The sequence below is a fragment of the Affinirhizobium lemnae genome (assembly GCF_022968395.1).
Taxonomy (GTDB): Bacteria; Pseudomonadota; Alphaproteobacteria; order Rhizobiales; family Rhizobiaceae; genus Neorhizobium; species Neorhizobium lemnae.
This window is the reverse complement of the sequence record NZ_JALJQZ010000007.1, coordinates 13,177-25,288: the sequence shown is the minus strand read 5'-3', so window position 1 is coordinate 25,288 and position 12,112 is coordinate 13,177. Positions and strand designations below refer to the sequence as shown.

Genomic DNA, 12,112 nt, shown 5'->3' with positions numbered 1-12,112 from the left:
CAGAACTGCGCGCGCGGACTGGCACATCCGCCTGACGGAAAAGATGACATGATTTGCTCCATGAGCTTGAAAAGAGACGGGAAAACCCCGCGTTCAAGGCATCACGAAAGCTGCGGTGGCCCTCTGGCATGCGGCGCATGGAAGGGCTTGGCAGAGAGCGGTGTTTCTGCCTGAGTCTGCCAGACGATGGCCTGAGCCGTGGGTTCATGCGGCGGAAGAATGCGCAGGAAGCTGGCCAGACCGGGCGCGATGCCGCAGGCCAGCTGACAGAGCGACAGACATTGCGCTTTCCCCTCGGACCCTGCCGGATCTTCTCCGGCAGCGGAGCCGATATGGGTGGAACAGATGGTAAAGTCGCCGTTCAGCGCCTGTACCACCATGCTCTGCTGGAAATAGGCCCCGATGAAGAGTTGCAGGACGAGCGCATAGGCGAGCAGAAGCGCAGTCAGGCTTCTGCCCAGCAGACCCGCCGGTGCTTTATCTTCAATCCTCATGGCGTGCAGCTTTGCCACAGGCTCTGCGTGCTGTCATCCAATGCTCAGACGTTTCCCCCGCGACATTTTGGCAGGGCATTGGGCGGCCTGAGAATAACCTTTGTTCTCAGGCATCCTGGCTTCCGGTGAGCGGTGTCTCGTTGTTATCGGACCTGATCTAACCCAGTTGGGCCTCGCTGTATTAATTAAATTATTCTAATATATCCAGATATTAATTATTAAGTAAAATTTAATTTAATTTTCCAACAAATATAAATAGCAATTTTTGACATTTTTCGTGTCTATCGGTTTTGGTTAGCCTATCAGCACGTAAATAAATGTGGCCTCGATTGGTAATGCGACGCTCCGATTCTGGTCGATCAACAACGAGTCGTTAAGCAAACACGTTATATTTTGGTTCCGATATCATGAGCCTCGGCAGGAGCCGAGGCTCCGGTCGACATGAGGTGGACACTTGGAGACGTCAATCTGGCTACTCATCTCTGTGATGGTGCTGGCCGTTCTCATTATTCTCGGTGCCATCCGTGCGCCGGATGCGCCGGGACGCAAGGCGTTTACCCTCTCCATTCTCTTCGCACTGTCCTGGACGGCGGCGGTTCTTGCGCGGCACTCTTCCAGCGATCTCGACTTCAAGATCTGGGCCTGCAAGTTTGCCTGGTTCGGCATCATCGGCACGCCGCTCTACTGGTCGCTCAGCTTCCTGACCTATGCGCGCGGACGCGGCGTGGAAAAGGCATGGCAGCTTTTGGCCATCGGCCTGATCAGTACCGCCTTCGGCATCCTGGCGCTTACCAACGACTGGCACAACTGGATGTACATCCGGTTGATCGACGAGACGACGATGCTGTTCGAGCATGGTTGGCTTTATCCGGCCGCCATGATCTTTGCCTATTCGGCCATGGCCATTGCCTTCGTGCTGGGCCTGACGCTGACGATCCGCGCGCGCGGCATTCATCGCTGGCAATTGTGGGCGCTTCTGACCTCGGCCTTCTTTCCGCTCGTCGGCAATGTCTCGCATACCGCTTACGGCTTTACCATCTTCAACGATGATCCGACGCCCTTCATCTTTGCGGCAACCGGTGCCTTCATGCTAGGTGCGCAACTGTTCGGACAGTTGTTCGTGCTACCGCCCATCGGCCGCGATGCGATTTTCGAGGTCTTGCCCGATCCGGTGATCGTGCTCGATGCCGAAAATCGTATTCTCGAACTCAACCCTGCCGCTTCCGCCCTGCCCGGCATGCCACGCCAGGCGATTGGCAGCTCGCTGTCCATACAGCCGGAATTTCAGCCTATTCTTGAAGCACTGGCTTCCAGCGAGGGCGAGGGCGAGCGCAGTGAATTGACACTCGGCGGCTACGGCATTTTTGAGATCTCAGCGCACTCCCTGACACCGTGGGGCCGCCGCGGCGGGCGTATGATCGCGATGCGGAACATTTCAATGCGCAAGGCGGCGGAAGAGCGTATGGCCGCCCTCTCCCGCGATCTCGAAGCGCGCTTGCACGAAAATGTCCTGTTGCAGACCCTGCTGAAGGAAGAAGCATCTCGCGACCACCTGACCGGGCTGTACAATCGCCGCCATGCGCAGGACATTCTCCCGGCCCTCTTCCAGGGTGATCTGGCCAGGGAGCGTGTGGCCGTTGCCGTAGTCGATATCGACCATTTCAAGCTGTTCAACGACCGTTATGGTCATCAAACCGGCGATACCGTGCTGAAGCTGTTTGCCGCCATGCTGACGGAAGATCTAGGCGCCCAAGGTCAGGCATTCCGCTGGGGTGGCGAGGAGTTTCTGGTCATTCTGCCGGATTGTACGCGAAGAGAGACACTGGCTCATGCCGCCCGCTGGCAACAACGCTTGTCTGCGACCGAGATTCCTGGCGTGACGGATCTGGCCCTGACATTCTCCGGCGGCCTGTTTATGGCGCTCAAGAACGAAGTGACTATGGAGGAGGCCGTGAAGGCTGCCGATATGGCACTTTATGCGGCAAAGGCTGCCGGTCGAAACCGAATGGTAACCTTCGGTGACTATGCCGGTCTGGGTCATGCAGACAGGAAAAGTCTGGCGGGTTGACGCTAAACCCGAAGCACCAACCGGCAAGCTTGGCGTGAAGTCAACTGCCCAAACCTGCTCCGCGCGCACCACGCAAGCCTCGCGCAAGCTTCGCGTATTAAGAAGTGGTTAACTTAGCTAACCATATTTCAGGTCAACGCGATGCAGATCGACAGCGGAATGAATGGCTACGGTTATTCAGCTCGCCCCTACAAGGCAGAGCGGAAGGCCGAGGAAGCCCTCCCCCAAACTACGGAAACGAGCCGGATTTCCCTGAGCGGCATCACCGGCAGCAGCACGCTGCTTTCATCTTCGCTTGCTAATGCACTCTGGGCAGTTGAGGGTGCAAAGACAGGCGACGAGCCGCCAAAGGCACCGGCGGCGCCACTGGTCCAGACGGGCACGCATACGGTTTCGCAGATCGAAGACATCTATTCCGAATTCTGATCCTATCGGAATCGGAGATATTCAATACCCGAACCGTGGCGGCGTGGTTCGGGTATTTTGCGTTCATGCGGCACGCGCCACTTCCACCGTGACGTGCGAGAGCGTCGTGAGATCGCGCAGGCGCTCCTTGTAGGTCATCGGCTCTTCCGGCTCCCGCGCGACGATCGAAAGGATTGCCGCGTGATGACCCGGCCCCACCTGCCACAAATGCAGATCGGCAATGCGGTTTCCGTCCGTTTCCAGCCGCTCGCGAATTTCCTCGGCAAGCTCGGTCTTTTCCGGAACGGCATCGAGCAGCACACGCGAGGTATCGCGGATCAACCCGTAGGACCAGCGGGCAATGACCAGACCGCCGACAATTCCCATCAGCGGATCGAGCCAGATCCAGCCATAGGCACGACCGAAGAGAAGTGCGCCGATGGCAAGGACGGATGTCAGGGCGTCGGCCAGAACATGCAGATAGGCGGCACGCAGATTATGATCTTCCGCATGGCCGTGATGCGCATGGCCGTGATGCGAGTTACCATCATGGGCGTGATCGCCATGGTGATCGTGGTGATCGTGATGATGGCTGTGACCATGGTGGTGCGGCTCGTCGCGCAGCAGCCATGCGCTTGCCAGATTGACGGCAAGGCCGACGATAGCAACCAGGATGGCCTGCGTGAATTCGATTTCCACCGGATTGGCAAGTCGAACGAGGCTCTCCGCAGCGATCAGCAGCGCAATCAGCGCCAGAACAATGGCGCTTGCAAAGGCGGCGAGATCTCCCAGCTTGCCGGTGCCGAACGTGTAGCGGCTGTTGCGCGCCTCGCGCCGCGCATACCAATAGGCAAGTGCCGCAATCAGCATGGCGCCGGCATGGGTGGACATGTGCCAGCCATCGGCCAGCAGCGCCATCGACCCGTACCAGCTGCCCGCCACGATTTCGACCACCATCATGCTGGCGGTGAGCGCAATGACCCACCAGACCTTGCGTTCGTTGCGCGCATGGTTCTGACCCAGAAACACGTGGTCGTGCTTCGCATCTTCAAAGTGAACAGCCATTGTCCGCCTCTCGTTTCCTATTCGCCGCGCATATAGGTGCGCAGTGCCTCCGCCAGTTCGCTGGCCGCCTGACGGCGCTCCGCATCCGTTTCAGCCTGCACCACGTGCTCGCTCAGATGCTCCTGCATCAGTTCCACCGTCAGGCCGGATAAAGCGCCACGAATGGAGGCGAGAAGTTGCAACACATCCCCACAGGGCTGTTCGCTCTCCAACGCCCGCTCCACCGCCTCCATCTGACCTTTCAGCCGACGAATGCGGGCAACCAGTTTGTCCTTGCTGCGATGGGTATGCGACATGATGGATCCCATAAGATAGGGGGGTACCCTATCAGGTCATGATGCACTTTGCGAGGGCGATCTTGCATTTCGTGAGAAAGCATTTATGCATCCTCTAGAGACCAGGGTGAGGACCTCATCATATTTTTGAAATGGCGCGATGAGCGGCAAAGATATGCAAGGAGAAGCACGCATGGATGGGTTCAAGACCCATTCAAGGGCTTCGACACAGCAGATCGAAGCCGTTCACGCGTTCTTCGAATGTGGTCGATCCGGCGATCTACATCGGTGAAAAGCCTCGCCGATACTTCAGTATCGCCTGCGTTTTTCGCCTCGTATCTCATCCGGATCGCCTCACACCATTTCAACAAGATGATGGGGTCTTCACCCTAGAGGTTTTGAGCGCTCATGTATTCCATCGGCGAATTGTCCAGACGCACGGGCGTCAAGGTTCCGACCATCCGCTACTATGAGCAGATGGGGCTGATGCCGGAAGGAGAACGCACACAGGGCAACCAGCGCCGCTACAGGCGCGACGAACTGGAGCGGCTTGCCTTCATTCGCCATGCGCGCGATCTCGGCTTCGAGATTGCCATGATCCGTGAGTTGATTGCGCTCAGCGAGCATCCCAAGGCGCCGTGCGAAGGGGCAGACCGGATTGCCGCGGCACATCTTGACGATGTGCGTGACAAGATTGCCCGGCTGAAAAAGCTGGAGAGCGAGCTGGAGCGCATCGTCTCGCATTGCAGCGGCGGCCATACGGTGGAGGAATGCTATGTCATTCGCTCTCTGTCGGATCACGGTCTTTGCGATCACGAGCATTGAAAGACTGAAAGCCGCTTGACTTTGAACCGATTGTATCGCACTGATCCTGGCATGATGATCGTACACGCACAAATCGCTGCCATTTATTTTTGGGCCTACCGGTAACGGGCGGCTCGACAGATCACAATGTCAACAAGCCGCCGTCAGGCGGCTTTGTTGTAAGATAACGGCACCTGACGGCACCACACCCTAGAAGAGGATGCCGCAATGACCGAAGATACTGAAATTTCCCTCGTCCGCCCCGCCGTCGTCAACATCCGCGTTGCCAAACCGCGTGATCTGCCCGAACTCAATCAGATGATTGCGCTTCTCGCAGCCCATCACGGCGATGCGGCGGCCATGACGCCCGACAAGCTGCGGCGCGATCTCTTCGGCCCCATGCCCTGGATCCAGGCGCTGGTGGCTGATACGGGCGAAGAACTGATCGGCTACGCCATTCTTGTGCCGCTCTACCGGGCACAGGAAGGCAAACGCGGCATGGACCTGCACCACCTCTTCGTGCGGGATGGGCATCGCGGCCACGGCATCGGCCAGCACCTTGTGAGCCGCGCGCGCGATTGCGCCATTGCGCAGGGCTGCGATTATCTTTCCGTTTCGGCGGCGACCGGCAATTTCGCCGCCCATCGCTTCTACGAGCAGATGGACTTCGTGCCGCGCCCGGTGACCGGCATGCGCTATATGCAGGCCTTGGCGTGATTTTCGTCGCACCGTATTCTTCCGACAACAGGCTTTGTCTGCATCGGATTATCCGAAGACCGGGCGGAAGGGCTATTGCTGCTTCGGCACGGCCTTCAGATAGGCGGCGATGGCCTGAATATCCTGCTTGGGCAGATGCGCGATGTTCTGCTGCACTTCTGCCATGGAGCCGCCGACGCTGTCGAATTCCGGCGTGAAGCCGGTTTCCAGATAGCTGACAATCTCATCCTCGCTCCATTTGCCCATGGTGGTGGAGCCGGGCGTGATGTTGGGGATCTTGCCCTGCCCTTCCGGGTTCGGGCCACCGGCCAGCCATTTGCCGGTTTCCAGACCACCTAGCGCATTGCGCGGGGTGTGGCATTCGCCGCAATGGCCCGGGCCTTCCACGAGATATTGCCCGCGCTTGACCTGATCGCTGGCATTGGCGATCTGAACGCGTGGGCTGTCATCGAGGAACAGCAGTTTCCAGCCGCCGAGCGAAAGGCGGATATTGAAGGGGAAGCCGAGATCATGCGCGGGCGCGACATTGGCGCTGGCGGGCAGCGTCTTGATATAGCCGAAGAGGTCGTTGATATCTTGTCGCGTCATGCGCGCATAGGAACTGTAGGGGAATGACGGATAAAGATGTTCACCTTCCGGACCGACACCGCGCGTCATGGCGTTGCCGAACTGTGCCAGCGTCCAGTTGCCGATGCCCGCCTTGGGGTCCGGCGAAATATTAGGAACATTGAAGGTGCCAAACGGCGTCGGCAGTGCGTGACCGCCGGACAGGACCTTGAGATCCTCGCCCTTGGCACCCGTTGCGGCATGACAGCTGACACAGCCGCCTGCCCAGAACAGTTTCTCGCCATTGGCGACATCCGGGCTGCCGAGATTGGCCCAATATTCGGCCGGATGCGGCTTTGGCTTGGTGAGAGCGTAGGCCGCGGCACCGCCGCCTGCCACCACGACCAGACAGCCGAGAATAATCTTTGTCAGGGTGGACGCCATGAACGCTCTCTCAATTTCCGATAACTGGCCTGGTTAAAGCCAGGCAAGCTTGCCACGGCCTGAACATCACGATCAGGCCATGGCGAATTAACTCAATCAGCGCTTCAGACGGTAGGTCTGGTGGCAGGCGCTGCACTCGCCGCCGAGCGTCTTCAGAGCAGCACCTACCGCTGCCTGATCAGCCGGCATGGAAGCGAGGATTGTTTCAGCTTCCTTGGCAAGCTTCAGAGACTTCGCCTTGAAGTCATCCATGTTCTGCCAGATGGCAGGCGCTGCAGCCGTGTTGCCACCGGTTTCGGAACCGGCCGGGAAGTGGTTTGGAAAATCCTTGGCGTCAGCGGCAATGGTGGAAAGTGCCTTCTTCACCGTTTCGGCGTCGTAAGGCTTTTCACCCTTGGCAATCGCACCGAGCGCGCCGACCGATGCACCGATCTGCTTCATCTGCGCCTGGCGGACGGCCTGCGGTTCATCGGCTGCAATGGCTGCAGCGGCGCCAAGACAGATGGCCATGGTGGCGGCAATGGCTGTGCGGAACTTCATGAATTTTCCCTCTCGCTTGTGACGCGACAGGCCATCCCCGAAGCGTCTCGACAACAGCCGCAGATTACACGCCAGAACGTTGAAAGAAAGGCGTTTTTCGGCGCACACAAAGTTGTGAACCGCTGCGCCAAAATGTAGCGAAATCTTATATAATCGCCATGGACAATCCGCGCACAGGCCATGGAAAAGCCCGGCAGAACAATGGCTCTCACCGGGCTTCGAACTCTCAATGATAGCCCTTACTTGGAAGCGGCTTCGTACATTTCCAGCACATAATCCCAATTGATCAGGCTATCGACGAAGGCTTCCAGATACTTCGGACGCGCATTGCGATAGTCGATGTAGTAGGAGTGTTCCCAGACGTCGACGCCGAGGATCGGGGACGCGCCATGCACCAGCGGGTTTTCGCCGTTCGGTGTCTTGGAGATGACGAGCTTGCCATCCTTCAGCGACAGCCATGCCCAGCCGGAGCCGAACTGCGTGGTGCCGGCAGCGATGAAATCTGCCTTGAACTTGTCGTAGCCGCCGAGATCGCTGTCGATTGCAGCCTGCAGCTTGCCCGGAAGCTTGTTGCCGCCGCCATCCTTCTTCATCCACTTCCAGAAATGGATGTGGTTGTAATGCTGGGCAGCATTGTTGAAGAGACCGGCATTGGTGCCGAAGGACTTCTTGACGACCTCCTCGACAGACAGGTCTGCCATACCGGCTTCAGCAGCCAGCTTGTTGCCGTTGTCGACATAGGCCTTGTGGTGCTTGTCGTGGTGGTATTCCAGCGTCTCCTTCGACATGAAGGGCTGCAGGGCTTCGTAGTCGTAAGGGAGTTCAGGAAGTTCGAAGGCCATAATCTTACTCCTTTTTCGGCAGAACCTTTGGATATCAGGTTGAGCGGGAACATAGGTTCCCGCGCGGCCATAGGCAACCGGCCAGAGGGGAAAATTCGGCACATCCGCCATTTGACTCAAGCAAAGTTTTGCTCCCTCCTCAGGCTTCGTCACGCCGGAAAATTTTCAGGAGATTCTTATGACAAAACCAACCGTCGTCTTCGCAACCGGCCTCCTGCTGTGCGCGTCGACGCTTGCGGCTCATGCCTCCTCGGATGATGCCTGGGCGGGCTTTGCAAAGGAGGTGGAGGCGGCCTGCGGCAAGGCGGCATCGCGGCTCATCGAGAAACCGGTGAGCGTGGTGGATCCCTATGGCAGCGAGAGCTATGGCCTGGCGCTCGTCAGCGGCAAGGCCAAGGGAGCCAAGCAGACCATTTCCACCATCTGCGTGTTCGACAAGAAGACGAAGAAGGCAGAAGTGGGCTCAGAGCTTTCCGCAGACCAGATGAAGGTTACGCCGAAGCGGTAGGCATACCGTCTGCTACCGTACAGAAACCGATGGAACTCTTGGGGCCTGCTGCCTGTTGCGCAAGCGGGAAAACTCAGGAGAGACATGATGAACAGACGCAACATTCTGGCCGGAATGGCAGTTGCCAGCGCCTTCCCGCTTGCGACCCATGTGCTTGCGCAGGGCGCAGGTCAGGCAGCAGGCGCGAAGGGCAGCGCCATGGGCAAGGACAAGATGAAGGCGCTGATGGGCGGCGAATTCGCCACTGAAACCAGCAAGCTGGCGGCTCAGAACGCCTCTTCCCCGGCAGTCAAGACTTTCGCCCAGCTTGAGATTCGCGAACAGGCGGCGGTCGCCGAAGCGTTCGGCTCGAAACCCGGTGCAGTCAGCCTCGACGACAAGCACAAGGCCATGCTGCAAAAGCTGCAGGCAGCCAAGGGTGCGGAATTCGACAAGATGTACATCGAAGGCCAGATTACGGGCCATGAGGAGCTGATGGCGATCCACAAGGACTACGCCCGCTCCGGCAAGGACGAGATGGCGCGCGGTGCTTCGACGGTGGCCGTACCGGCCATCGAAACGCATCTTGCCATGCTGAAGACGATCCAGAACTCGCTCGGCTAAGTGAACACCGTTTCCCCGCCTGTCACGACGGCAGACGGGGAAAGAGATTCATCTCGCGACGCGGGGCGAGGCTTCGTACCAGCCCTTGGAGCGGTTGACGATCCAGACGATGGTCAGCATGACCGGCACCTCGATCAGCACACCAACGACCGTTGCAAGTGCGGCGCCTGAGTGGAAGCCGAACAGGCTGATGGCGGCGGCGACCGCCAGTTCGAAGAAGTTCGATGCCCCGATCAGCGCCGAGGGGCCGGCTACGCAGTGCTTCTCGCCCGACCATCTGTTGAGAAGATAAGCAAGACCCGAGTTCAGATAGACCTGAATGAGGATCGGCACGGCAAGCAGCGCGATGACGCCCGGCTGCGCGATGATCTGTTCTCCCTGAAAGCCGAAGAGCAGGATGAGTGTAGCGAGCAGCGCTACCAGCGACAGCGGGCCAAGACGTGCCAGCAGCCTGTCCAGCGGATCCGCCGAACCCCGGGCAAGCAGCGCACGACGGATAACCTGCGCAACGACAACCGGAATGACGATGTAGAGCGCGACCGACAGGACCAGCGTATCCCACGGCACGGTAATGGCCGAAAGCCCCAGCAGCAGGGCGACGATGGGCGCAAAGGCGACAATCATGATCGCGTCATTCAGCGCTACCTGGCTCAGCGTAAAATGCGGCTCACCTTTGGTGAGGTTCGACCAGACGAACACCATGGCTGTGCAGGGAGCCGCCGCCAGCAGGATGAGGCCCGCGATATAGCTGTCTATCTGGGTTTCCGGAAGCAGAGGCCGAAACAGCCAGCCGATGAAGAACCAGCCCAGCAGCGCCATCGAGAAGGGCTTGATCGCCCAGTTGATGAAGAGCGTAACGCCGATACCGCGCCAGTGCTGGCCGACCTCTCTCAAGGCGGCGAAATCGATTTTCAACAGCATGGGGATGATCATCAGCCAGATGAGAACCGCAACCGGCAGATTGACCTTTGCCACTTCCAGCGCACCGATTAACTGGAAAACTGCCGGAAAAGCATGTCCGAGCGCCACGCCGACAACAATGCACAGGGCGACCCAGAGGGTGAGATATCTTTCGAAGGTCGACACGATGCTCAGCCTTTGCCGTTACCGGAGGTAGCGCCTTCCAAGGCACCGATTTCCTTCAGCTTCGCCTGAAGCGCGAGCTTATCCAGAGAGGACAGAGGCAGATTGATGAAGGCAGCAATGCGTTTCTTCAGAAAACGGGCGGCCTTGGCGAAGGCCTGCAGCTTCTCAGCCTCCGTGCCTTCCACGGCCGCCGGATCCTCGATGCCCCAATGGGCCGTTGCCGGATGACCAAGCCAGACCGGGCAGGCTTCCCCTGCTGCATTATCACAGACAGTGAAGATGAAATCGAATTCGGGCGCGCCCTGTTCGGCGAACTCATCCCAGCTTTTCGAGCGAAACCCTTCATGCGGATAATCCAGCACCGAAAGTGTTTTCAGAGCCAGCGGATGCACCGCGCCCTTGGGCTGGCTGCCCGCTGAGAAGGCACGGAAGCGCCCCTGCCCTTCTTTCTGGAGAATGGCCTCGCCCAAAATTGAGCGCGCGGAATTGCCCGTGCAGAGAAACAGCACGCTATAGATTTTTTCGGTCATGATATCCGGTCCCTAGCAGGTCTTGGTGTTTGCACCCGGCGCGCAGCAGGGCGTGAGTTCGGCGATGATGGGAGCACAGATCTGGGAGTTTCCGCCGCAGCAATCCTTCAGCAGAAACAGCGTCACGGCACGCAATCCATCGAGATCGGCGCGATAGATGATGGAGCGTCCCTGACGCTCGGCCAGAACCAGACCAGCCTGCGACAGCGTGGACAAATGGGCGGACATGGTGTTTTGCGGCACATCCAGCGCCTTGGCGATTTCACCCGCCGCCATGCCCTCCGGTTCTTTTGAAACCAGGAGCCGGAAGGTTTGCAGCCGCGTGGACTGCGCCAGCGCACCAAGCGCATCAATTACGTTTTTTTCATCCATATATCCAGATTAATGGATATGTTTGGGCGTGTCAATTGCTGAAAGCGAGGGAGGCGACTCGTGGTAGCGTCATCTATCCATGGGGAGGTATACGAATGACCCGTCTTCTGTCACATCGTGGGTATTCGGCTCTCTACAGAGAGAACTCCCCTTCGGCATGGATTGCGGCAGTCGATGCGGGCGCAGACGGGATTGAAATCGATGTCCGACGGAGCCGGGATGGCGTCTTTGTTTGCGCCCATGATCCAGATCTCAGACTTGCGAGCTACACCGGCCTCATAAACGATATGACTTCAGAACAGATCCAAGCGTATCAGGCAGCAGGCGAGCCAGCGGCGCCGAAGCTCGATCTTGCATTCAAGATGATACCGCAGACGACGGAAATACTTCTTGATATCAAGGATGAACGTCCCGACGCGCTTCATGATCTGCTGGTGCAGATAAAGAATGGCAGCCGCGATAACATAACGCTCGGACTCCATAGCCTCAACGCGATCCGGTGCTGTCGGACGAGATTTTCCGGAACCATTCTTGGCCTTCTGAGCGGTGAAGAAAAAGACGACATACCCTTTTTTGAGGAAGGTGGCGATATTCTGCGTCTTTGGGAGAGCATGACCTCGCTGGAACGAATATCACGGCTGCGGGCCGGTCATCGCACGCTCTGGATGACAGTCGGCGGGTGGGGCACGGACCGCGAGGTTGGCGATTTTGATGCCACTCACTTGCGCAAGATGAAGGATGCCGGAATTGCAGGCTTCCTGGTCAATGACCCGCCGGCCGCTCGCAGAGCGTTGAACTACTGACCACAGAGGG

At 58.4% G+C, this 12,112-nt stretch carries 16 protein-coding genes; 7 read left to right on the top strand and 9 right to left on the bottom strand.

Annotated features, from left to right (window positions below):
- Positions 1 to 101: 101 nt before the first annotated feature.
- Positions 102 to 494 carry a hypothetical protein gene (locus MUU53_RS06255; protein WP_247260128.1) on the bottom strand — a complete coding sequence of 131 codons (393 nt, stop codon included), beginning with the start codon at positions 492 to 494 and terminating at the stop codon, positions 102 to 104.
- 454 nt (positions 495 to 948) lie between these two features.
- Between MUU53_RS06255 and MUU53_RS06250 the strand changes: the two genes are divergently transcribed.
- Both MUU53_RS06250 and MUU53_RS06245 read left to right on the top strand, forming a co-directional pair.
- Positions 949 to 2,562 carry a diguanylate cyclase gene (locus tag MUU53_RS06250; protein ID WP_247260127.1) on the top strand — a complete coding sequence of 538 codons (1,614 nt, stop codon included), beginning with the start codon at positions 949 to 951 and terminating at the stop codon, positions 2,560 to 2,562.
- A 141-nt stretch (positions 2,563 to 2,703) separates the two neighbouring features.
- On the top strand, positions 2,704 to 2,988 hold the full coding sequence (locus MUU53_RS06245; protein WP_247260126.1) for a hypothetical protein: 285 nt from the start codon (positions 2,704 to 2,706) through the stop codon (positions 2,986 to 2,988).
- 63 nt (positions 2,989 to 3,051) lie between these two features.
- Here the strand turns inward: MUU53_RS06245 and dmeF are convergent, their stop codons facing one another.
- Together dmeF and dmeR are read right to left on the bottom strand one after the other, a co-directional pair.
- The gene (dmeF, locus tag MUU53_RS06240; protein ID WP_247260125.1) at positions 3,052 to 4,032 is read right to left on the bottom strand and encodes a CDF family Co(II)/Ni(II) efflux transporter DmeF; all 981 of its coding nucleotides are present in this window, start codon (positions 4,030 to 4,032) and stop codon (positions 3,052 to 3,054) included.
- Between the two features lie 17 nt (positions 4,033 to 4,049).
- Entirely contained in the window at positions 4,050 to 4,328 is a 279-nt protein-coding gene (dmeR, locus tag MUU53_RS06235) for a Ni(II)/Co(II)-sensing transcriptional repressor DmeR (RefSeq protein WP_165136783.1), read from the bottom strand.
- 387 nt (positions 4,329 to 4,715) lie between these two features.
- Here dmeR and MUU53_RS06230 point away from each other — a divergent pair, with 387 nt between their 5' ends.
- Entirely contained in the window at positions 4,716 to 5,132 is a 417-nt protein-coding gene (locus MUU53_RS06230) for a MerR family transcriptional regulator (protein ID WP_062552901.1), read from the top strand.
- Between the two features lie 207 nt (positions 5,133 to 5,339).
- Entirely contained in the window at positions 5,340 to 5,828 is a 489-nt protein-coding gene (locus MUU53_RS06225) for a GNAT family N-acetyltransferase (RefSeq protein ID WP_247260124.1), read from the top strand.
- Positions 5,829 to 5,900: 72 nt separating this feature from the next.
- Here MUU53_RS06225 and MUU53_RS06220 read toward each other — a convergent pair whose 3' ends face one another.
- The 3 genes from MUU53_RS06220 to MUU53_RS06210 form a co-directional block, all read right to left on the bottom strand.
- Positions 5,901 to 6,818, bottom strand: a complete 918-nt coding sequence (locus tag MUU53_RS06220) for a c-type cytochrome (protein ID WP_247260123.1) — start codon at positions 6,816 to 6,818, stop codon at positions 5,901 to 5,903.
- A gap of 96 nt (positions 6,819 to 6,914) precedes the next feature.
- The gene (locus MUU53_RS06215; RefSeq protein ID WP_247260122.1) at positions 6,915 to 7,358 is read right to left on the bottom strand and encodes a c-type cytochrome; all 444 of its coding nucleotides are present in this window, start codon (positions 7,356 to 7,358) and stop codon (positions 6,915 to 6,917) included.
- A 239-nt stretch (positions 7,359 to 7,597) separates the two neighbouring features.
- Positions 7,598 to 8,200, bottom strand: coding sequence for a superoxide dismutase (locus MUU53_RS06210; protein WP_062552906.1), 603 nt, complete (start codon positions 8,198 to 8,200; stop codon positions 7,598 to 7,600).
- A 178-nt stretch (positions 8,201 to 8,378) separates the two neighbouring features.
- Between MUU53_RS06210 and MUU53_RS06205 the strand changes: the two genes are divergently transcribed.
- Both MUU53_RS06205 and MUU53_RS06200 read left to right on the top strand, forming a co-directional pair.
- Positions 8,379 to 8,708 carry a hypothetical protein gene (locus MUU53_RS06205; protein ID WP_247260121.1) on the top strand — a complete coding sequence of 110 codons (330 nt, stop codon included), beginning with the start codon at positions 8,379 to 8,381 and terminating at the stop codon, positions 8,706 to 8,708.
- 84 nt (positions 8,709 to 8,792) lie between these two features.
- Complete coding sequence (locus MUU53_RS06200; RefSeq protein WP_247260120.1) at positions 8,793 to 9,311, top strand: DUF4142 domain-containing protein; 519 nt, start codon at positions 8,793 to 8,795, stop codon at positions 9,309 to 9,311.
- A gap of 48 nt (positions 9,312 to 9,359) precedes the next feature.
- On the opposite strand, the gene arsB is transcribed toward MUU53_RS06200, so the two are convergent.
- The 3 genes from arsB to MUU53_RS06185 are packed head-to-tail and all read right to left on the bottom strand — an operon-like array spanning position 9,360 to position 11,299.
- The gene (gene arsB / locus MUU53_RS06195) at positions 9,360 to 10,397 is read right to left on the bottom strand and encodes an ACR3 family arsenite efflux transporter (protein WP_247260119.1); all 1,038 of its coding nucleotides are present in this window, start codon (positions 10,395 to 10,397) and stop codon (positions 9,360 to 9,362) included.
- 5 nt (positions 10,398 to 10,402) lie between these two features.
- Entirely contained in the window at positions 10,403 to 10,927 is a 525-nt protein-coding gene (locus MUU53_RS06190) for an arsenate reductase ArsC (RefSeq protein WP_247260118.1), read from the bottom strand.
- A 12-nt stretch (positions 10,928 to 10,939) separates the two neighbouring features.
- The gene (locus tag MUU53_RS06185; protein WP_247260117.1) at positions 10,940 to 11,299 is read right to left on the bottom strand and encodes an ArsR/SmtB family transcription factor; all 360 of its coding nucleotides are present in this window, start codon (positions 11,297 to 11,299) and stop codon (positions 10,940 to 10,942) included.
- A 95-nt stretch (positions 11,300 to 11,394) separates the two neighbouring features.
- Here MUU53_RS06185 and MUU53_RS06180 point away from each other — a divergent pair, with 95 nt between their 5' ends.
- A complete protein-coding gene (locus tag MUU53_RS06180) occupies positions 11,395 to 12,102 on the top strand; it encodes a glycerophosphodiester phosphodiesterase (protein WP_247260116.1) in 708 nt (235 codons plus the stop codon).
- Positions 12,103 to 12,112 lie beyond the last annotated feature (10 nt).